The 22,401-nt window shown below is 60.9% G+C and carries 14 protein-coding genes; 8 read left to right on the top strand and 6 right to left on the bottom strand.

Annotated features, from left to right (window positions below):
* Positions 1 to 27 precede the first annotated feature (27 nt).
* The 4 genes from glnD to ACWUI2_RS14570 all read left to right on the top strand — a co-directional run bounded on the left by glnD (position 28) and on the right by ACWUI2_RS14570 (position 6,114).
* Complete coding sequence (gene glnD, locus ACWUI2_RS14585) at positions 28 to 2,865, top strand: [protein-PII] uridylyltransferase (protein ID WP_486983583.1); 2,838 nt, start codon at positions 28 to 30, stop codon at positions 2,863 to 2,865.
* 9 nt (positions 2,866 to 2,874) lie between these two features.
* Positions 2,875 to 4,581 (top strand): GAF domain-containing protein, encoded by a 1,707-nt coding sequence (locus ACWUI2_RS14580; RefSeq protein ID WP_486983582.1) that lies wholly within the window; start codon positions 2,875 to 2,877, stop codon positions 4,579 to 4,581.
* Positions 4,582 to 4,719: 138 nt separating this feature from the next.
* Positions 4,720 to 5,358: an HAD hydrolase-like protein gene (locus tag ACWUI2_RS14575; RefSeq protein ID WP_486983581.1), complete on the top strand. Its 639-nt coding sequence runs from the start codon at positions 4,720 to 4,722 to the stop codon at positions 5,356 to 5,358.
* Positions 5,359 to 5,448: 90 nt separating this feature from the next.
* Positions 5,449 to 6,114, top strand: a complete 666-nt coding sequence (locus ACWUI2_RS14570; protein ID WP_486983580.1) for a YceH family protein — start codon at positions 5,449 to 5,451, stop codon at positions 6,112 to 6,114.
* Positions 6,115 to 6,121: 7 nt separating this feature from the next.
* Here the strand turns inward: ACWUI2_RS14570 and mnmM are convergent, their stop codons facing one another.
* The 4 genes from mnmM to ACWUI2_RS14550 are packed head-to-tail and all read right to left on the bottom strand — an operon-like array spanning position 6,122 to position 11,049.
* Positions 6,122 to 6,688, bottom strand: a complete 567-nt coding sequence (gene mnmM, locus ACWUI2_RS14565) for a tRNA 5-(aminomethyl)-2-thiouridylate-methyltransferase MnmM (protein ID WP_486983579.1) — start codon at positions 6,686 to 6,688, stop codon at positions 6,122 to 6,124.
* An 11-nt stretch (positions 6,689 to 6,699) separates the two neighbouring features.
* Positions 6,700 to 7,761 (bottom strand): NAD(P)/FAD-dependent oxidoreductase, encoded by a 1,062-nt coding sequence (locus ACWUI2_RS14560; RefSeq protein ID WP_486983578.1) that lies wholly within the window; start codon positions 7,759 to 7,761, stop codon positions 6,700 to 6,702.
* On the bottom strand, positions 7,758 to 9,971 hold the full coding sequence (locus ACWUI2_RS14555; protein ID WP_486983577.1) for a heavy metal translocating P-type ATPase: 2,214 nt from the start codon (positions 9,969 to 9,971) through the stop codon (positions 7,758 to 7,760). Before ACWUI2_RS14555 ends, ACWUI2_RS14560 begins: the two co-directional genes overlap by 4 nt.
* A gap of 43 nt (positions 9,972 to 10,014) precedes the next feature.
* A complete protein-coding gene (locus tag ACWUI2_RS14550; RefSeq protein ID WP_486985069.1) occupies positions 10,015 to 11,049 on the bottom strand; it encodes an aspartate-semialdehyde dehydrogenase in 1,035 nt (344 codons plus the stop codon).
* 205 nt (positions 11,050 to 11,254) lie between these two features.
* Here ACWUI2_RS14550 and ACWUI2_RS14545 point away from each other — a divergent pair, with 205 nt between their 5' ends.
* The 3 genes from ACWUI2_RS14545 (at position 11,255) to ACWUI2_RS14535 (ending at position 17,099) form a co-directional block, all read left to right on the top strand.
* A complete protein-coding gene (locus tag ACWUI2_RS14545) occupies positions 11,255 to 12,436 on the top strand; it encodes a pectate lyase family protein (protein ID WP_486983576.1) in 1,182 nt (393 codons plus the stop codon).
* A 639-nt stretch (positions 12,437 to 13,075) separates the two neighbouring features.
* Entirely contained in the window at positions 13,076 to 16,021 is a 2,946-nt protein-coding gene (locus ACWUI2_RS14540) for a pectate lyase family protein (protein WP_486983575.1), read from the top strand.
* A 916-nt stretch (positions 16,022 to 16,937) separates the two neighbouring features.
* Positions 16,938 to 17,099, top strand: coding sequence for a hypothetical protein (locus ACWUI2_RS14535; RefSeq protein ID WP_486983574.1), 162 nt, complete (start codon positions 16,938 to 16,940; stop codon positions 17,097 to 17,099).
* An 84-nt stretch (positions 17,100 to 17,183) separates the two neighbouring features.
* Here the strand turns inward: ACWUI2_RS14535 and ACWUI2_RS14530 are convergent, their stop codons facing one another.
* The gene (locus ACWUI2_RS14530) at positions 17,184 to 18,413 is read right to left on the bottom strand and encodes a sigma-54-dependent transcriptional regulator (RefSeq protein ID WP_486983573.1); all 1,230 of its coding nucleotides are present in this window, start codon (positions 18,411 to 18,413) and stop codon (positions 17,184 to 17,186) included.
* Positions 18,296 to 18,700, bottom strand: a complete 405-nt coding sequence (locus tag ACWUI2_RS14525; RefSeq protein ID WP_486983572.1) for a hypothetical protein — start codon at positions 18,698 to 18,700, stop codon at positions 18,296 to 18,298. Before ACWUI2_RS14525 ends, ACWUI2_RS14530 begins: the two co-directional genes overlap by 118 nt.
* Before the next feature lie 158 nt (positions 18,701 to 18,858).
* On the opposite strand from ACWUI2_RS14525, the gene ACWUI2_RS14520 reads away from it, so the two are divergent.
* Complete coding sequence (locus ACWUI2_RS14520) at positions 18,859 to 22,299, top strand: MFS transporter (protein WP_486983571.1); 3,441 nt, start codon at positions 18,859 to 18,861, stop codon at positions 22,297 to 22,299.
* Positions 22,300 to 22,401: the final 102 nt, after the last annotated feature.

The raw sequence follows: 22,401 nt of genomic DNA, 5'->3' as shown, positions 1-22,401 counted from the left end.
GCTTGCGAAAAACTTGCGAAACGGAAGATGTCGCGAAAGATAAGGCTCCTGATGATGCTCGGCCGTATTCATAAACACGCCCGTTCCCGACTCGATTTCCAAGGGGAAACCGATAAAGGGAAACGGTTGGAGCTGTACAAGCGGTTCCTGAAACTCGAACAGGTGATGACTCTCCGCCGCCACCGGGCCGGTGAATCCGGTCTGCGGATCGTCAATCTTTACTCCGAGATCATCGACGTCCTCCTCAAACATCTCTTCACCACCGCCCTGGAGGACTACCGGCGGAAGGGGAACGAGCCCCCCTGTCCGGCCTGCATGATCGCCCTGGGCGGATACGGTCGCGCCGAATTGTCCCCGTTGAGCGACATCGACTTCATGTTCCTTTTTCCGGCCGACGCCAAGGGAAAGGAGGTCAAGGAATTCCAAACTTTCCTCACCGACGGCATCCTTTACCCACTCTGGGATCTCGGACTCAAGGTCGGCCACTCCACCCGAACCATCACCGAGGCGATCGAAGCCGCCCGGGAGAACATCCAGACCAAAACCTCCCTCCTCGAAGCCCGGCTCATCATCGGCTCACCCGGGTTGTTCGACATCTTTCAACACGCCTACAAAAACTTCTACCAAAAGGAGAAACCGCGGGCCTACCTTGAAATGCGCCTGCGCGACCAAGCCGAAAGGCGGCGGCGTTTCGGCGATACGGTGTTTCTTCAGGAGCCCGACATCAAGAACGGGGTCGGCGGCCTCCGCGATTACCAGAACACCCTTTGGATGGCCCGGATAAAATTAGACATCGATCGGGTCGAAGATCTTTCGGAACACAATTATCTGGGTAAAAATGAACAGAGGGAATTCCGCCGCGCCTACGATTTTTTGCTCCGGGTCCGCAACGACCTACACTTCACCCTGAAGCGGCCCTCCGACCTGCTCGACCTCGAAAAACAACCGATCGTCGCCCAACACCTCGGCTACGAGCAAAAGGAGGTTTTCGAGCGGGTCGAGGTCTTCATGCGCGACTACTACCGGCACGCCCAAACGATTTACCGCTACTCCAAACTGCTCGAAAAACGGCTCGCCCTCCGCCCGGCCAACGGCGAAACCGGCAAGGTCACCTTCCGCGACGTCATCGCCGCCCGCAAGGTGGAACGGCAACGGAAATTTGACGGTTTCGTCCTCCGCGGGAGCGAACTCAGCTTCGCCTCCCCGAAGATTTTCAAGGAGGAACGGGAGCGCCTGATCCGGGTTTTCCGCTATTGCCAGCGCTTCAAATGCGCGCCCGATTTCGAATTGGAATCCCTTATCCAGGAATCACTTCCACTTATCACCCGGCAAGTGATCAATTCCCCGAAAGCCAACACCGCCTTCCGCTCGATCCTCCAGGAACCGGGCATGGTCGCCCCAATCCTCAGCCAGATGCACGAACTCGGGGTCCTCGGACGGTTCGTCCCCGAATTCGACCGCCTGACCTGCCTGGTGCAGCACGAGTATTACCACCGCTACACCGCCGACGTCCATACCTTGAACACCATCCGGGAACTCGACGACGTTTACATCCTCAAGGAGCCGAACATGGAGAAATACCGGTCGATCCTCCACGAGTTGAACAACTCCACCCTCCTCTACCTGATCCTTTTCCTCCACGACATCGGCAAAGCCTTCGGCATCGCCGGACACGCCCAATCGGGAGCCAAAATCGCCCCGGTGATCCTCGAACGATTGCAGGTGCCGAGAAAATTTTGGGACTTGATCATCTTTATTATCGAGAATCACCTGATTATGGCACGATTCTGGCAGAAGCACGATATCGATGATCCTGACACCGTCTCTTCTTTCGCCGAACAGGTCGGGGACCTCGAAAAACTCGGGTTCCTCTACGTCCATACTTTTTGCGACGCCCGGGGGACCGCCAACGGACTCTGGAACAGTTACAAAGATTCTCTCCACACCAAACTCTACCAAGGCACCTTCGAAAAGCTCACCTACGGAGATCGTCTCGAACGGTTGAATGAAGAACGAAAAGCCATGACTCTCAACGAGATCAAAGAACGGGTCGGGTCCGGCATCACCGACGAGGAAATCGAGGCGCATTATCGCCAGATGCCCGACCGCTATTTCCTCCACACCGACACTGCCGACATCATCCTCCACATCGAGATGGTCCACCGGCTCTTCGCAAACATCGCCCAGGCCGAATCGACCGAGGCTCTCCTCCCGATCATCGACTGGAACGACGATGTCGATCGCGGCCTGACCGTTGTCGACGTAGTCACCTGGGACCGGGTCGGCCTTTTCTCCAAACTCGCCGGGGCCTTCGCCCGGGCCGGATTGAACATCCTCAGCGCCAAGGCGATCTCCCGGGCCGACCACATCGCCATCGATACCTTCGCCGTCGTCGAACCCAACCAAGGCACCGTCGAAAGCGAAAAGCTAAAGGAGGTCTTCGAAAAAGCCCTCCATGAGGCTCTTCTCACCGACAAAGACCTTCTCCCCGAAATCGAGGCGGCCGCCAAACGACAAAACGCCCGCGCCTGGGGCCGCGAGGAGGAGATCCTCCAGGCTCCCATCCAGGAGAAGATCAAAGTCTACCACGAACTCGCCCTCAACCGCACCGTGGTCGAGGTCCAGGCCAACGACCGGATCGGACTCCTTTACCGGCTCTCCCGGGTTATCTTCAGCCACGGTTTCAACATCTCCTTCGCCCGTATCGCCACCGAGCGCGGCGTCGCCATCGACACGTTTTACATCGAGCGGCGCGCGGAGGTGGAGGCCACCGAGGAGGGAGAACCCGATCTGGTTCAACTTCGGGAAGACCTCACCGCCATCATCGCTCCCAAACGCGAGGAACCCACGGCTCCCGGCGCCTGATTTCGTCCCATGCGTTGCGACATCGCCCCCGACCTGATTCACTCTCTTTATCGGATCAGCAAACTCGCCACGGTTTCACCCTCCGCGCCCGAGGCCCTCGAAGCCGTTTTGCGGGAAGCCCTCCTCCAAACGGGAGCCGACAACGGATCGATTGCCTTGATCAATCCCGACAACGGCCGCCTCCAGATCGAAGTCCACCGCGGTTTGCCCCCCGACTGCGGCGACGCCCCCCTGAAGGTCGGCGAGGGAATCACCGGCTGGGTCGCCCTTCACGGCAAACCGATCCTCGCTCCCGACGTCACGCTCGATCCACGCTACCGCAAAATCCTCGAATCAGTCCGCGCCGAAATGGCCGCCCCGATCGAAGACCGCGGCCAAGTGATCGGCGTCATCAACCTCAACAGCGAACAGGAAGGTGCCTTCGACGAAACGAAACTCGATGCCCTGACCCAGATCGCCGCCGAAACCGCCGCCCTCCTCCGTCAACTTTGGCTGGTCGCCAACCTCAAAACCACCGCGGGCCACCTCGGCGCCGTTCTCACCGTCGGCAAAGGGATCGTCGCCCGCCTCGACCAACGAAAAATTTTCCAAAGCATCACCCGCGAAACCGTCGCCATCAGCGGTTGTCGTCTCTGCGCGATCCACCTCCTCAACGAAGAAGGCACCCTCCTCCTCCCCCAGGCTTCCGCCGGCGGTTCCGGCCGACTCGACCATCCGGTCCTCCCCGTCGGGGAAACTTCGGCCGACGTCGCCATCCACCGCCACAAACAGGTCGAAATCGCCGAGGTCCTCGTCACCGAGGAAGAAGGTCCGCTCCTCGAATTCGCCCAAAACGAGGGTTTGGTCTCCCTTCTCTGCACCCCGATCATTTTCGAAAACCGGGTCCTCGGCACTCTCACCGCCTACACTGGAATTCCCCACCGCTTCAGCAACGACGAGCGCAACCTGTTCGAAGCGATGGCCAGCCTTGGCGCGGTCGCGATCCACAACGCCCGCCTCTACGAACGGGTCTTCCAGAGCGAGGAAACCCTCCGCCGCCGCGAGAAACTGACCACCCTCGGACTGATCGCCGCCGAAATCGCCCACGAGATCCGCAATCCGCTCACCGTCCTCAAACTCCTCTTCCAATCGCTCAACCTGTCTTTCCCCGACGACGACGCCCGTCACAAAGATGTCGAAATCATCGGCGAAAAACTCAACCAGCTCGAAAGCACCGTCGGTCGCGTCCTCTCCTTCGCCCGCCCGGCCGAAGAACCCCACACCCTCTGGCGCCTCGACGAAATCGTCGCCGGAACCTTGCAACTCGTCCGCCTGAAATGCCAACAAGCCGGCATCCTGGTCTCACACAAATCGATCGCCCAGACCCCGCGAGTTCCCGGCGACAAGGGCCAACTCCAACAGGTCCTGCTCAACCTCCTCCTCAACTCCCTCAACGCCGTCGAACCGGGCGGCCGGATCGAACTCCGCACCGGCCCCGAAAAGCGCAACGACGCGCCGGGAGCTTTCTTCGAAGTGGAAGACACCGGCCCCGGCATTCCGACGGAATTGCAACCCGACATTTTCCAATCCCTCCTCACCGGCCACCCCGAAGGGACCGGCCTCGGCCTCGGCATCGTCAAACGGATCGTCGAAAGCCATGGCGGCCAGATCGAACTCGCCCGCACCGGCCCCGACGGCACCGTCATGAAAGTCTGGCTCCCCGCCGAAGAAATCTGATTTTAACCACTAATGGACACTAATGAACACTAATAAAGAACTTATGAAGCCGAATCCTGAGCATGAGAGTCGGCATTTCCCTCTTTTTCCGATTAGTGTTCATTAGTGTTTATTAGTGGTTAAAAATCGCATCCTTTCATGAATCCCAGCCTCGTCCTGTTCGACTTCGACGGCACGCTCGCCGACAGCTTCGAAGCCACCTTCACCATTTGCAACCGGCTCGCTCCGTCCTACGGATTCAAACCGATCGCTCTCGCCGCCGCCCTCGACTTGCGCAACAAGGGCGCCCACGACCTGATCCGCGAGTCCGGCATCCCGATCCGCAAACTTCCTGGCATGGTCCGCACCTTGAAACGCGAACTCCAGCTTCGCATCCCGACCCTGGAACCGCATCCCGGCCTCCACGACGCCCTCGCCTCCCTCCGCGCCCAAGGCCGCCGCCTCGGAATCGTCACATCCAACTCCGCCGAAAACGTCGCCACCTTCCTCGAAAACCACGGCTGGCGCGACTGGTTCGAAACCATCGAGACCGGCTCCACCCTCTTCGGCAAAGGCCGCCTGATCCGCCGCGTCCTCAAACGCGCCCGCCTCGCCCCCGCCGACGCCTGCTACGTCGGCGACGAACAACGCGACATCGAAGCCGCCCGTGACGCCGGAATCCCCGCCATCGCCGTCACCTGGGGCTTCAACGACCGCGAACTCCTCGCCCGCCACTCCCCCGACCACCTCATCGACACCCCCGACGAGTTGAAGAAAATTATGAATGATGAGTTATGAATGATGAATGGGAGGTGGAAATCGAACGTCCCCCAACCGGCGAGGAATTTTCCTTCATAATTCATAACTCATCATTCATAATTCTCTTCAATGAGCGATTCTCTCCATTTGACCCCGGTCGAAGCCCGGGTTCTCGGTTGTTTGCTGGAAAAAGAACGGACCACGCCCGAATATTATCCGTTGACCGCGAACGCCTTGACCAACGCCTGCAACCAGAAGTCCAACCGCCGCCCGGTAATGCTTCTCGAGGAAGCAACCGTGCGCGAAGGGGCCGACGCCCTGCGCGAGAAAAAGTTGGCGATGATGTTCCATGGGGCCGACGCGCGAGTCCCGAAATTCAAACACACCTTGCCGAACGTCTTCGAACTCGACCCCGGCGAGACCGCCATTCTCTGCGAACTTCTCCTCCGGGGTCCCCAAACCCCCGGCGAGTTGCGCGGACGCTGCGAACGGATGCACGCTTTCGCCGACGCCGCCGCCGTCGAAAAAGCACTCCAGTCCTTGATCGAGTATCCGGTGAACGCATTGGTCGCCCGCATGCCCCGCCAACCCGGGCAAAAGGAACAGCGATACGCCCACCTCCTCAGCGGACCGCCGCCCGAAGAAGCGCAAGCGACCTCCGATGAACCGGTGCAAACCGTCTTCACCCCCACTCAGGAACGCCTGGTCCGGCTCGAACAGGAAGTAGGCGAGCTCCGAGCCGAAATCACCGAACTCCGCGCCGAACTCGAACGTTTCCGCAACCAGTTCGAGTGATCAGTCGTCACCGCGGCTCTACCGTCAATAGAAACGGCGCCGCGGCACTCCGATTCACCATCTTCGACAGGGTCGCCTCGTAGACCGCCGACAATCGTTCGCTCCAGGCGACCACCGCCCGGGCTTCCCGGTCTCCTTCCGGATGCCCGGGATATACCACGACACCCAAAATCCCGCCGGGCTCCAACAACGACAACGCCTCCTCCAACGCCGGAACGGTCTCCTCCGCCCGGGTGGTCAGCTGCTTGTCGCCGCCGGGGAGGTAACCGAGATTAAACAAAATCGCCCGGGGCACCCGACCTCCTGCCCCGTTTTCGTTTAAGGCTCGCCGCATTGCGACATGGGAACCGTGAATCAAAGTCATCCGCTCCGCTACCCCCGCTTCTTCCAACCGTCGTCGGGCCACATTCAAAGCCGATTCCTGCACATCGAAACCGATAACCCGTCCGGTCTCGCCGACCCGCTTGGCCAAAAAGAGCGTGTCATGACCGTTTCCGACCGTGGCATCAATCACCAGATCGCCTTCCCGCAAAAAGCGTCCGACCCAAAACTGAGCCAACTCGGTGATTTCCATCGGCCTTTAACTCAAAGATTCCGCCGGACGTCCACCGCCGGATCCAGCTCTCCGCCATCTTCAAAATAGCGGACCAATTGCTCCCCGAAAAACGGTCCCCAAAGCACCCCTTTCGACCCAAGGCCATTGAATATCGCCACCGCCGGATGGGCCGGATGAACCCCGGCCACCGGACGCATGTCACGGACAATCGGTCGCACTCCCGCTTCGTGCCGTTCCACTTCGAGCTCGGATTCGACCAATTCCCCCATTCCCGCCAGGATCTGCTCGCGGGCGGATTCGGTCGGCTCGGTCGTGAGGTCATCCCAACCGTAGGTCGCCCCCGCGCAAAAACGTCCGTCGCCAACCGGCAACAGCCACTTCCCCCGGTTCAACACCCGATCCTCCGGTAACTCCGGTCCCCGCACGGTCAGCACTTCGCCTTTCGCGTGCCGATACGGAATCCAGGAAAAGTACGGATTTCCACTCGCCGCATGCCCTTCACAAAAAACAATCCGTTTCGCCCGGAGGTTCCGCCAAGTGACTCCGGTCGGTTCCACCCCGAGCTCGGCATACGAAACGGTCTCCTCCACCAACGCTCCGCACGCCCGCAACTCGCTCCGAAACGAATCAAGGAGCTTCCGAGTATCGACATGCGCGCCCGAACGACACTCGAAACCACCCCGCTGGGGCCGCACTCCCGGCAGGGCGCAGGCCTCGGGGGGCAACGGTTCAGCGTATTTGGCGAATTCCGGATCGTCGCGCCGCGTCCTCCACTGTTCTTCTTCCGCCTCGGACTGAAAAAAGCGCCAAATGGTCTTTTCCGAATAAAACGATTGGTCCAACTCCCGCTCCCAGGCTCGATAAAACTCCCGGGCGAACGGAAGCATTTCGTCGGCCTTCCAGGTGACCACCAACTTCCGGCCGGTGACCGGATTGACCAATCCCGCCGCCACCCGCGAGGCTCCCGAAGGGTCGTTCCGATCGACGACGCAAACCGTCCGACCTTTCAACAAAAGCAGCCGGGCCAGAATCGATCCGGCCAATCCCTGGCCCACGATCAGATAGTCGAATTCCCGGTTCGTCACGATCATTTGGATACACGAAGACGAAGGCTGTTTAAGACCACCGAGATACTGCTCAACCCCATCGCCGCCGCCGCGTACATCGGATTCAACATCCATCCGAAAACGGGGAAAAAGACCCCCGCCGCCAACGGGATCCCGAGCGAATTGTAAATAAAGGCGAAGAAGAGGTTTTGTTTGATGGTCCGGATGGTTCTCCGCGAGATCTCGATCGCATCGACCACCCCGTGCAAATCGTTTTTCAAGAGAGTCACGTCACTCGCCTCCAAAGCCACATCGGTGCCGCTCCCGATCGCGAATCCCACGTCCGCCTGGGCCAACGCCGGCGCATCGTTGATCCCGTCGCCGACCATCGCCACCCGGGCTCCTTCCTCCTGGAACTCCCGGACCTTCTCGACCTTCTCGTGAGGACGGACATTCGCCATCACCACGTCGATCCCGACTTGATCGGCGATCGCCCGGGCGGTCCGGGCGTTGTCCCCGGTGACCATCACCACTTCTATGCCGAGCCCTTGCATCCGACGGATCGCCTCGGCGGCGTGATCACGGACCGTGTCGGCAACGCCAATGATTCCGGCCAATTCGTCACCGATCCCGACCACCAGGACGGTTTTGCCGGCCTTTTCCAAACTCTCCATTTCAGCTTCCAGCGGAGCGATGTATATCCCCATCTCCTGCATGAAATCGCGGTTGCCCAACAGAATCGCGTCGCGGCCGATCACCGCGGTCACCCCCAACCCCGGATACGCCTGGAAATGCTCCATCGGCTGCATTTCCAACCCGTTTTCTTTCGCGCACGCCACCACCGCCGCCGCCAACGGATGTTCCGACCCGGCTTCCACCGAGGCCGCCAACTTCAACAATCGCTCCTGGGTCATCCCGCCAAACGGGATCGCATCTGTCACCACCGGCTCCCCTTCGGTGATCGTTCCAGTCTTGTCCAAGATCACTTTGGTCAGGTGCTGCACCGTTTCCAACGCTTCCCCGCCACGGATCAAAATCCCTTTTTCCGCCGCTTTCCCCGTCCCGACCATGATCGCGGTCGGAGTCGCCAGTCCGAGGGCGCAGGGACAGGAAATGATCAATACCGATACAAACGCGATCAGGGCGAAAGTCACCGGATCCGCCGGGGCCAGGAAGAGCCACGCCACCAGCGTCACCACCGCGATCAACACCACCGCCGGCACGAAATAACTGCAAATCACGTCCGCCAAACGCGCGATCGGTGGCTTCGAACCTTGGGCGTCCTTCACCATTTGCACGATCTGACTCAGCACGGTGTCCGCACCGACCCGCTTCGCGACAAAGGTAAACGTGCCGGTCTTGTTGATCGTTCCGCCGGTCACTTCGTCCCCCGCCCCCTTCGAAACCGGCATGAATTCGCCGGTGATCATCGATTCGTCGATGGCCGAGTCCCCGTCCTGGATCTCCCCGTCGACCGGAATCCTTTCCCCCGGCCTCACCCGGACCACCTGGCCGACCCGTACCCGGGAAATGGGGACATCCTTTTCACTTCCGTCCTCCCCCACGACTCGGGCGGTCCGCGGTTGCAATCCGATCAGGCGTTTGATCGCGTCCGAGGTCCGCCCCCGGGCCCGATGTTCGATGTAACGGCCGGTGAGGATAAACAACATGATCACCGCCGCCGCTTCGAAATAGGTGTGCGGATTCTTGCCGGCCTCCAACCAGAGCCACGGCGCCGCCACCGCGAAACTGCTGTAAACAAACGCCGCGCCGGTTCCGAGCGCGACCAATGTATTCATGTCGGCCGTCCGGAAAGCCAACGCCCGGAACGCCCCAAGGTAGATCGGCCCGCCGGCCCAGAACAAAACCGGAACAGTCAATGCCAGCAAGATCCAGCCGAGGTGCGGGATGGCGACATTTCCCATCTCCAGCGCCATCACCGGTACCGTGAAAACCGCGGCGATCACCAACCGGGAAAGCTCCGCCCGGCTCGTCCGCCGCTCCTCCCGCTCCAGTTCCTCCGCCTCCTCGGAAATCGCGTGCGGCTCAAACCCGACCGACTCGATCGCATCCTCGAACGCCTTGGGCGAGGCGGTTTCGGGGTCGTAAGCGATTCGGGCCTCGTTGGCGGCGAGATTCACCCGCACGTCCCGCACCCCTTCCACCCGGGCCAGCGCCTTCTCCACCTTGCCGACGCAACCGGCGCAATTCATCCCCCGGATGCCGAGACGGACCGTCTCTTGACTGGTTTTCATGATCCGGTGCTGGACGGTAACACGCCCGATTTCGTCGCCCTCCTCAGGCGGAACCACCGACCGGAACGGCCACCGAACCTTGTTCGAACATCATTTCCGCGATTTGCACCGCATTGAGGGCCGCCCCCTTCCAGAGTTGGTCGCCGACCACCCAAAAGGAGAGTCCGTTCTCGAAAACCATGTCGCGCCGGATGCGACCGACGCCGCATTTCACCTTCTCCGTGTAATGGATCGGCATCGGGTAACGCCGCGCCTCCAAGTCGTCGACCACTTCGCTCCCGGAAAAAGCTTCCAGAGCGGTGCGAGCCTTCGACAAATCGACCGGACGTTCGAACTCGGCGTTGATCGCGATCGAATGGGCCCGCATCACGGGCACCCGAACGCAGGTGGTCGATACCCGCAACTCCGGCAAATTCATGATTTTCCGACCCTCGTTGAGCATCTTCAGCTCTTCCTTGGTGTAACCGTTGTCGGCGAAAGAATCGACCTGCGGCAACACATTGAAAGCGATTTGATAAGGATACACCTGCGCCTTCATCGGCTCCCCCGCCACGTAAGCCCGGATTTGATCATCGAGCTCGCGCATCGCCTCGGCACCGGTCCCGGAGACCGCTTGATAAGTCGCCGCGAAAAACCGTTTCAAGCCGAACTCCTGGTGGAGCGGATAAAGCCCCATCAAGGCAATCGCCGTCGAACAATTCGGATTGGCGATGATTCCGCGGTGCTCCCGCAACGCCTCGCCGTTGATCTCCGGCACCACCAAGGGCACATCCGGTTCCATCCGGAAAGCGGAGCTATTGTCGATCACCAGACATCCCCGCTTGACCGCTTCCGGCCCCAATCTGCGCGAAATATCGCTTCCCGCGCTAAAGATGGCGATATCGAGCCCCTCAAAGACTTCCGGCCGGGCTTCTTCCACCACCCCGGAATAATCCTCATACCGAATCCCTTTCCCGGCCGACCGCGCCGACGCGAACAACCGAATCTCGGCCGCCGGAAACGCCCGCTTCACAAGGAGTCGTAACAACTCCTGCCCCACCGCGCCGGTCGCCCCGACGATTCCTACTTTTAGTTGAATGCCCACTCGATGTTTCTCCTTGGAAAAAGCCCTAAGCGAACACCTCCCCCGCTCAAAGTCAAGGAAGCGCTTCGCGCCGCCCGCATGCGAATCGCATAGACGATAACTGATCGACAATAGCCGATTGCCTCCGACCCCAAGACCCCCTAGCATCGTCATCCAACGTCAATCGCCTAACTTCACCGCGCGAAGTGCGCCACCGCCAGTGTCCATCGTCCACCGTCCATCGTCCATCGTCCATCGCCCATCGGCTACCGGCTGTCGGCTATCGCCCACCGTCCATCGGCCATCGTCCATCATCCATCGCCTATCGGCTATCGTCTATCGGCCATCGTCCATCGTCCATCGCTTATCGTTTATCGTCTATTGTCTATCGTCTATCGTCTATGCGCGCGGAGCGCGCCTCCGCCTCATCCTCACCGCCGCGTGCCTCTTCACCGCCACGGCCGCCGCCGAGCATCCCCGCCTCGAAATGATGGGGTGGGCCACCCACGGCCGGGGAACGACCGGGGGAGCCAATGGAGACACGGTTATCGTCGCCTCCCCCGAGGACTTCGTCGAAGCCATCACCCGCCCGGATCCCCTGACCATTTTAATCCGGGGAACCATCGATCTGTCCACCCTTTCGCCCGCCCATCCGGAATACAAGTCCAACAGACGCTATCACGTCGAATCCGATAAAACCCTCTTCGGCATCGGAGACGATGCCCACATCACCCGCGGCGATCTTCGACTCGACGGCAAAACCAACGTCATCATCCGCAATCTCCGTTTTTCCAAAGCCCCCGACACCGCCCTCGGAATCTCCGGTGGAACCACTCACGTGTGGGTCGACCATAACGACTTCTCCGACAGCGACGACGGTCTCCTGGACATCACCACCGGATCCGACCTGATCACCGTTTCCTGGAACCGGTTTTCTCACCACAACAAGGTCTCGCTGGTCGGGGCCGCCGATCATCAGACCGGCGACCGGGGCCGCCTCCGGGTCACCTTCCACCACAATTGGTTTTCCGGCACCGAACAACGCCACGCCCGGGTCCGCTACGGCAGGGTCCACCTATTCAACAACTACTTCACTGGCATCGAGATCTACGCCATCGGCATTGGAGTCGAGGCTTCGGTCGTCTCCGAAGCGAACTACTTCCATCAAGCCCGCCGCGCCTGGCGTTACTACGACACCGAAGAACAGCCGGGACGGCTCCTCGACACCGGCAGCGTCCTCACCGACATCGGGGTCGACCCCGACCCCAAACCCCGCCCGCCAGTGACCTGGTCGCCCGCCGATTCATACTCGTATCATCTCGATCGAGTCGAAGAAGTCCCCCGATTGGTGCGAAATGGAGCGGGCACCGGCGTCGTCCTCCCCCCGAAACCGTCCCGCTGACCCCCCGGGCTCGGCGCACCTTCGTCATCTCATAACCCCCGGAGGTGCATCGCATTGCATTATGCAAGAATCCGCCATCCCCGGACCATAAAATAAACGTCAAAACGGACATTGCATTATGCAATAAACAGCTAGGGTAGTCCCCCTACTATCATGCGTATCATGTAATATTTTCCATGATACAGTTTCATGATAATTAACATACAACCCCAGCATAATTCCCAGGTGACTGGCTGCTAAGAAATTAGCAAAGACCGCACTTCTGGGGACTTGTTCCGGCGTTTCCAAGAAAAAGCCGGAAAAGAACACCCACCACACCATAAGCTGCTCTTTTTGATCACCTTAAGGAAATCACCCCAAACCCCGCCCCGACTGTCCGCCCCCCAGGGGACATCGCTCGCCTCCGTGCTCCGGATCGCGGACTCCCCCATTAATGAAAACATAGGGAAAACACTGATATTTTTCTTCATCTATTATGAACCAATAATCAGACACTTATGCCATAACCATACTATTCCAGCTTCGATTTACTCTTGCCAGCGGTTGAAAAGATCTCCTAGCTGCTTATCAGGATTTAACTGGAATAAAACACCAGTCTTTCCCTGAGCCCAGCCGTAGGGGAATCAACTAAAGGCTTAAATGAATTATCCATCAGCGATCCAATCAAAAACACTTCACCGTTTTCGGCGAAGTCCTTTTCCGCGGTTGGGAGGGCTCTTCCTCCTGATCTCCATCCTCTTCCAGGTTCAACTGGCCCACGCCGCCGCACCCGATTTCCGCATGACCGGGTGGGCGTCCATCGGATCAGGAACCACTGGAGGAGCCGGCGGCCAGACCATCACGGTCTCCAACGCCTCCCAATTCGTCGCGGCGATCGACCGCCGGGAGCCCTTGATCATCAAAGTCAGCGGCACCATCGACCTCGGCCGTCTCAGCTCCAGCGACCCGAACCATAAGTCGAACGGGCGCTATCATGTCGAATCGAACAAGACCATCGTCGGCATCGGCAACAACGCCCATATCACCGGCGGCGACCTCCGCCTCCATGAAAAGACCAACGTCATCATTCGGAACCTCAAGTTCTCCAGAGCTCCGGATACCGCCCTCGGCCTCTCCGGCGGCACGACCCGGGTCTGGATCGACCACAACCACTTCACCGACAGCGCCGACGGCCTCGTCGACATCACCACCGGTTCCGACCTCATCACCGTCTCGTGGAATTATTTCTCCAATCACAGCAAAGTGAGCCTGGTCGGCAGCAGCGACGGCCACACCGGCGACCGCAACCGGCTCCGCGTCACCTACCACAACAACTATTTCCACGACACCGTCCAACGCCACCCCCGGGTCCGCTACGGCCGGGTCCACGTGTTCAACAACTACTTCACCAACAACAGTTCCTACGCCATCGGCATCGGAGTCGAAGCTCAGATCATCTCCGAATCGAACTACATGGACGGCCCCAACCAGGCTTGGCGCCGCTACGACAGCTCCTCGCAACCCGGCTTTTTCCGGGACACCGGGAGCATCCTGCTCAACATCGGTCGTGATTTGCAGTCGACCAGCGCCAGTGGCATCGATTGGTCTCCCCCTTATTCCTACACCGTGATTCCGGCCAGCCAGGTGCCGGCCATCGTCAAACAATACGCCGGCGTCGGCGTGGTCGATCCATTGAACTTCGACCAATCGCCTCCGTCGCAGCCCGCCGAACCCGATCCCGATTTCGAACCGGCGGATCCCGTCGGCCTGATCGCCCATTATCCGCTCACCGAGGGAAGCGGCACCACGGCCAACGACACCAGCGGATTCGGATCGGCCCTCAATCTCACCCTGTCCGGCGGAGCCCAATGGATCAGCGGCGGAGGAATTTCCTTCCCGGGTGGCAACGCCGTCGTCACCAGCAGCGGATCGAGCGCGAAAATCACCGAACAAATCGCCGCCACCGGCCAGTTCTCCTTCGAAATCTGGGCCAAACCCGGACACCTCAACCAACCCGACGCCGGCACCCATCCTTCCCGGATCGTCACCATCTCGAAGGACAACTCCAACCGCAACTTCATGATCGGCCACGGCGGCCACGGCTACCAGGGCCCCGAACTCGCGGTCCGGTTGCGGACGACCGGCGGATCCGACGACGACAACGGCATGCCCAACATCACCGCCTCGGGCGCCATCTCCAGCGAACTCAGCCACTACGTCGTCACCTTCGACGGAACTACCGTCCGAATCTACCGCGACGGTGAGCTGAAATTGAGCGAAACCCGGGAAGGGACGCTCACCAACTGGGGCTCCGACTTCGCCTTGGTCCTGGGCAACGAACTCGGCAGCGACCGCGGCTGGGTCGGCGAACTTCACGATCTCGCCATCTTCGACAAGGCGCTCAGCGATTCCGAGATCCTCGACCGCTTCAACGGCAACGCGACCGAACGGCCGGAAGAACCGATCACCGAACCTCTCGCCCCGGAAGGTCTGATCGCCTATTATCCACTCACTGAAGGAAGCGGAAACGTCGCTCGCGACGAAAGCGGTTTCGGCTCCTCCCTCGACCTGACCCTCTCCGGCGGTGCCAAATGGCTCCCAGGCGGCGGGGTCTCGTTCCCCGGAGGTGAAGCGGCCCTCACCAGCAGCGGTTCAACCGCCAAGGTCGTCGACCGGATCGCCGAAACCGGACGCCTCAGCGTCGAGGTCTGGGCCAAACCCGGGCATCTTAATCAACCCGACGCCGGCACCCATCCTTCCCGAATCGTCACCATCTCGAAGGACAACTCCAACCGCAACTTCATGATCGGCCACGGCGGCCACGGCTACCAGGGCCCCGAACTCGCGGTCCGGTTGCGGACGACCGGCAGTTCCGACGACGACAACGGCATGCCCAACATCACCGCTTCGGGCGAGGTGTCGAGCGCTCTCAGCCACTACGTCGTCACCTTCGATGGAACCACCGTCCGGATCTACCGCGACGGAGTCCTGAAGCTGAGCGAACAACGTGAAGGGGCCTTGACCAACTGGGGCTCCGACTTCGCCTTGGTCCTCGGGAATGAAATCGGCGGCAACCGCGGCTGGGTCGGTGAAATCCACAGCGTCGCGATCTTCGACAAGGACCTGAGCGCCAATCAAATCCAGGCTCGTTTCTCCGGCGACACCGGCGGCGGAGACAGCCCGGTAATCGGCAGCTATCAGGAATGGCTCACCTCGACCTATGGCGACGGCGACCTCTCGGACACCGCCCTCTCCGGCCCGACCGCCGATCCGGACGGCACCGGGGTTCCGAATCTCATCCGCTACGCTCTCGGCATCGATCCCGCGACCCGCGGAGACGGCCCGATCCACCAGGCGACCGTCGAACGGAATCCGGCCACCGGAGAAAACCACCTGACGATGGAATACAACCGCCGGAAGGGAATCGACGATGTCACCATCATCGTGGAAGCATCGAGCGATCTCCTCAATTGGGAAGCCCTCGGCTCCGACGCGGTCCTCAACGTCGCCACCAACGGCGATCTGGAAACCATCACCGTCCGGGACAAACTCCCGATCAACCAACCGGACCAACGTTTCATGCGAATCCGCGTGAAACTGAAATAACCAAATTAATCTCAACCAAAAAAAGCGATCGAAAGGTCGCTTTTTTTGTGCCATCTCACCCGACTCAACCCCACCCACAGTAGCGAAAACCAACAGACCCGCTCCCGCGCCGGAACCCTCCCCAGCCCCGCAGGGGCGACACCCAACAGCCCAGCCCCGCAGGGGCGACACCCAACAGCCCAGCCCGCAGGGGCGACACCCAACAGCCCAGCCCCGCAGGGGCGACACCCAACAGCCCAGCCCCGCAGGGGCGACACCCAACAGCCCAGCCCGGCAGGGACAACATCCAACAGCCCAGCCCCGCAGGGGCGACATCCAACAGCCCAGGGCAACGCCCTGGGTCAAGGCACCACCACAAAAACCAGCCCTGAAAGGGCGACATCCTCCGCCCCGCCCGCTCCAAACCCCAAAATCAGCCCTTCAACCTCGCCCCATCACTTCCGCCCACACGCGGCCCCTCCCCAGCCCCGCAGGGGCGACATCCAACAGCCCAGGGCAACGCCCTGGGTCCAGGCACCACCACAAAAACCAGCCCTGAAAGGGCGACATTCCTCCGCCCGCCCGCTCCACACCAAAAAACAACCCATCTACCCCGCCCCATCACTTCCGCCCACACGCGGACCCTCTCCAGCCCCGCAGGGGCGACATCCAACAGCCCGGTCCGGGCGGGCCTGATCTTCCGCTTCTGATCACTCTCATCCCCTCTCCCAATGGCTTCGGCGCGTCCCCAAAAAGGGCGCGCTTTTTTTTCAAAAGCCGTCCCTCCCCTGACGCCCCCTCGGGGAGTTCCCCAGCCACAAGCCATCCGATCCCGCCCCCCGCGAACCTTGCCAACGCAACCGCCAAAATGCTAAACTAGCGGCCTCTTGCCTGGAAAATACCGGGATTCAACCGATAACTCGAACCTGATAAGATTATGAAAAATCTAAAATTCACTCCAGTGGTGATCGCATTCCTCGCGTCGTTCGCTCTGCTGTTCACCGGCTGCGAACAACAAGGGCCTTTCGAAGAGGCCGGCGAAGGCGTTGACGAAACGGTCGATGAAACCGGCGATCAATTCGACGACGCGACGAACTAAACGTTCGCACAGCGTTAAGCCACGAAAGCCGCGACCACCGGTCAACCCGGGGGCCGCGGCTTTCTCTTTCAACCCTCGAAAACGTCAATCCCGTCGCTCGAGATACTTACGCACGGTCCGCCGATCGACCCCCAGACGGCGCGCCACCGCCCCGTAATTCCCACAATCACCATACAGGCGGGCGCAATACTCCGTCATCAACTCCACCGCCGTCAATTCCCCCGCCAGCAACCTGGCCGCCAACGGATCCCCCGCCCCCGCACCTTCCTGACGAGCCCGGGCCGGCCGGTATTCCCCTCGGATCACGAGATTCCGAAGACATTGCTCCAACTCCCGGAAATTTCCCGGCCAGGCGTAATCACGGCCCAAACGCCGCACAATCCACCGCTCCGCCTCCGCCCCGAACGCTGCCGCCTCTTCCTCCCCGACGATCCGCCGGGAGGCGAAGATCACCAAATGCTCCAACTCCTCCGGCGAATCGGCCAATTGCTCCCGCAACGACGGCGTCGCCACCAAATCCGAACATAACCGGTAATAAAAATCCTCCCGAAACGTTCCCTCCGCCATTTCCTTCGCCAAATCCCGGTTGGTCGCCGCAATAATCTTTCCGCCGAACACCCTCGTATTTACTTCACCGATACGCTGAAAGGTTCGGTCTTGCAAGACCCGCAACAACTTCACCTGCACCGCCGCATCGACTTCCCCGATTTCATCCAAAAAAACCGTGCCGCACGGGGGACACACCTCCAGCCACCCCGCCCGATCCTGCAAAGCTCCCGTGTAAGCCCCACGGCGATGACCAAACAACTCCGACTCCAACAACGTCGCTGACAACGCCGACAGATTGAGCGGATAAAACGAGCCCGCGAAATCCTCCTCGAACCGTTGGCCCTTCGGATCAAACGGAACGAACCGCGACAACCCGATCGCCCTCGCGACCAACTCCTTACCCGTTCCCGAGGGCCCGGTAATCAGCGTCGCCATGTCCTCCATCCTTGAATACAACGCCTTACGGAAACGCCTAAGATCATGGGTGAAGATCGATTCCCAAACCTTGGCCCGCAACTCCGCCGCCGGACGCGACCGTCCGACCAAATGTCGGAAGATCTGGAAAAACGCCCGTCGGATCTGAAAGAAGAAGGCGAACAAATGATCCGCCCGGTAATCCGCGGCCAACGGTTCCCCCCGCCAAACCATCAACCGGTCCGCTTCCGCCCGAAACCGCCCGAAAAACCCGACCCGCTCAACCGGACGTCCCGCTTCGAGCGCCGCCTCCAACAGGGCGTCGAAATCCCCCGAATAACGATGAAACAAATGAAAAAAACCACCCCCTCGTACAATTCCCGCTGCCGGGCGGTCGGACCCCGCTTCCCCCAGGACTCCCGCAACGAATCGCACAATCCTTCCGCCCGTCTCGCCAACGAAACCACATTCGGATGCTTCTCCAACCAATCGTTCCGCAGATTCCACTCCGCCCCATGTTCCTCAAACTCGCCTCCCAACGCCTCCTTCTCGACCGCGATCCGCTCCTGCCGAAACGGATTACAATAAACCAACCGTCCGATCGCCTCCGCCAACCTCTCCTCTTCCTGGTGCTTCATCGCGAATCACCTAAGACATTTAATGCGCGTCATGCCAGCAAATTTTGCACAAGACGAATCATCATCGACTGCCCGAAACATCCCTAAAACCATCAAGAGAAACAACCTACACAACCACCGAGGTTTTTGGCACGGCAAATGATTAAGACACAGCCGTAATGAAAACCGAATTATCACCGAAATCTCTTCCCTGGTTGCTCACCGCCCAAACGCAGGTGATCGTGACCGATAACGCGGCGAAGCTCGCCCTGATCGGGCTCCTCCAATTTCCCGGACTGATCTCCGGCGACGGCGGCGTCCTGTTGATCAGTTTGATGGCCGGCTTGCTGGTGCTGCCGTTCATTCTCTTCGCCCCGATCGCCGGTTGGGTCACCGACCGCCTTCCCAAGCGGTCGCTGCTGAACGGACTCCTCGTCGCCCAGATCGTCATCGTCGCCTGGATCGGCCTTTGCCTGTCTGCCCGCAATCTCCCCGGGGCGATCGTCGGTTTCGGTTTGCTCGCCTTGCAATCCTGCTTCTTCTCTCCCGCCAAACAAGGGATCCTCAAGGAACTGGTCGGCGAAAAGCGGTTGAGCGTCGCGGTCGGTTGGATGGAGATGCTCGGGATAGCGGCGATCCTCGCCGGGAGCCTCGGCGGAGCCTGGTTGTTCGATCGCTTCACCGCCACCTCCGCCGGCGACCCATGGCAGGGCGCTCTTTGGGCCGTGACGATTCTCGGAGTCGGCGCGGTGGCCGCGTTGGCCGTCTTCCAGCCGGTCGCCCGCACCGAGTCGGTCAGCTCCGAACCGTTCCGCCTCTCCCTTTTCTGGCAACACTTCAGCCAAACCGCCCGCCTCTGGGGACAACGTCCGCTGCGTCTCGCCGCCCTCGGCAACGCCTACTTCTACGCGCTCGGCGGCGTCTTCTACATGACCTTGATCGAACTCGGACGCACCCTCCACGGGGGCAACACCGGGTCCGCCACCGAAGCCGGCATCTTGTTCGCCATCCTCGGCGGGGGCGTTGCCCTCGGCAGCCTCTCCGCCGCCGCCATTTCCCGCAACCGGATCGAGCTCGGCTTGATCCCCCTCGGCAGCATCGCCATGGTGGCGAGTCTTGTCCTCGTCGGTCTTTCCGATCCTTCCTCGCTGCTTTTCCGCGGCGCGATCGGCGCGCTCGGCTTTTCCTCCGGCCTCTTCGTCGTTCCGGTCAACGCTTTCCTTCAAGCCCGCGCCCGCAACGAGCAACGGGGACGGGTGATCGCCGCCAACAACCTTCTCACCAACATCGCCGGGATCGGCGCGGTGATCGTCCAGTATTTACTGAGCCAATACATCGGACTCTCGGTCAGCGGACAATTCCTCTTCCTCGCCCTGCCCGCCTTGATCGTCACCGGTTACATCCTGTTTCTCCTCCCCGACAGTTTCGTCGCCATGCTGGTCCGGATGGCGCTCCGCCGCTTCTACCGAATCCGCCTCCGCGGATTGGAGAATCTGCCGGAAGGGGGCGCCTTGATCACCTGCAACCACGTCTCCTACCTCGACGCCTTGATCGTCCAATCGGCCCTCGACCGTCCGGTCCGTTTCATGGCCTTCTCCGGGCTGCGAGAAAGAGCGTGGATCCGCTTGGCTTTCCGCTGGTTCGCCGTGATCCCGGTCTCCCGGGACAACGCCCGGGCGGGCATTCGCGACGCCGTCGCCGCCGCCCGCGCCGGCGAGCTCGTCTGCATCTTTCCCGAGGGTCAATTGACCCGCACCGGCGGTTTGCAGGGGATCAAAAAGGGTTTTCATCTGATCGCGAAAGGAGCGGACGTCCCGGTGATTCCAGCATGGCTCGACGGACTTTGGGGGAGCTTCTTCTCCTTCTCCGGCGGACGGTTCTTCCGCAAGATGCCCCGTCTCCCGGCCCCACCGGTAACCCTCTCCCTGGGCCGTCCGATCTGCGCCGAAGACGCGACTCCCGAGGCGTTGCAGCAAGCGCTCCTCGACCTCGGCCACGACACCTTCGCCACGCGTCCCGAACTCAGCCGCCACCTCGGACGCGAGGCGGTGATCGCTTTGGCCAAATCCCCGTGGAAGACCGCCTTCATCGACCGTTATCCCACCCGCCGCCCGTTCTCCCGCGCCCTCCTTCTCGCAGTGGCCGCCGCTCTCGCCGCCCGCTGGCGCAAAGCGCACGCGGCGGAGGCGAGAATCGGCATCGCCCTGCCCCCCGGAGCCGGCGCGGCCATCGCCAACCTTGCCTGCCTCCTCGCCGGCAAGACCCCGGTCAATCTCAACTTCACTGTCGGACCCGCCGCATGGGAATCGGCCCTTCGTCTGGGGAAAATCGATACGATTCTCACCGCCCAAGCGTTGCAAAAGAAGGCCGCCCACATTCCGTGGCCGGAAGGCGCTCGCGATCTAACTGAGGAGATCGCCGCCGTCGGCAAACCGGCCGTCCTGCTTCGTCTCGCCGCCGCCTTCGTGCTGCCCGGCCGAATCCTCGCTTCGTTTCTGCGGCTCCCGCGACACGGCGGCAACCGCGAGTGCGCCTTGCTGTTCACCAGCGGTAGTTCGGGAGAACCGAAAGGAGTCGTCCTGACCCACCGCAACATCCTGGGCAACATCCTCCAGATGTCGGAGACCAGCTTCCTATCGCCCCGCGACCGGATCATGGCGACCCTGCCGTTCTTCCACAGCTTCGGCTTCACCGTCACCCTCTGGTGTCCATTGTTGCGCGGCCTCCCGGTGATCACCTATCCGACTCCGCTCGAACCGCGCAAAATCGCCGACGCGATCCGCGAGGAACAGGCGACCGTCTTCCCCGGCACCGCCACCTTCCTCCGCCCTTACTTGAAGAAAGCGACCCCCGAAGACTTCGCCTCCCTCCGGATGATCGTGGCCGGCGCGGAGAAAGTCCCAGCGCCCCTGCTCGACGGATTCGCCGAACGGTTCGCCCTGCCGGTGCTGGAAGGTTACGGCCTGACCGAAACCGCCCCGTGTCTCAGCGTCAACCTCCCTCCCCCTGCCCGCACCCGGGCGAAGGCCGCCGACCAGGTCGCCGGACGCAACGGGTCGGTCGGACGCCTGTTGCCCGGCATCCAAGCACGTATCCTTGATCCCGATACCGGAGCCGAAATTCCGTTTGGCTCCCCCGGTCTACTGCAAGTGAAAGGACCGAACGTATTCGGCGGTTATCTCGACCGTCCCGACCTCACCGCCGAAGCGGTGAAAGACGGCTGGTTCAACACCGGGGACATTGTCCGGTTCGACGAAGACGGCTTCATCCACATCGTCGGGCGCCTCTCCCGTTTCTCCAAAATCGGCGGAGAGATGGTGCCGCACGGCACGGTCGAGGAAACGATCGTCGAAACCCTCGATCTCGGCGACCATGACACCTGTCCGGTGGTGGTGATTGGTATTCCGGAGGAGAGCAAAGGCGAAGAACTCATTCTTCTCACCGCCGTGCCGATCGCCCCCGCCGAATTACGGGAAAAGCTTACGGCGAAAGGACTCCCGAATCTCTGGATCCCGAAAAAGATCCGGACAGTGGATACGATCCCCTTTCTCGGCACCGGCAAACTCGACCTCAAGACCTGCCGCCGCCTCGCCCTGGAACCCGAACCGACCCCCGCATGACATGGACATTGCTACGCCATCTCCGCTTCGCTCCGTCCTGTCCGTGAAAAACAAAGGAGCACGGACATTCCTGTCCGTGACACCAACAGGCAGGAATGCTTG

Source organism: Verruconatronum alginivorum (genome assembly GCF_056590205.1).
The sequence above is the reverse complement of the archived record's forward strand: the minus strand, read 5'-3'. Positions and strand labels throughout refer to the sequence as shown.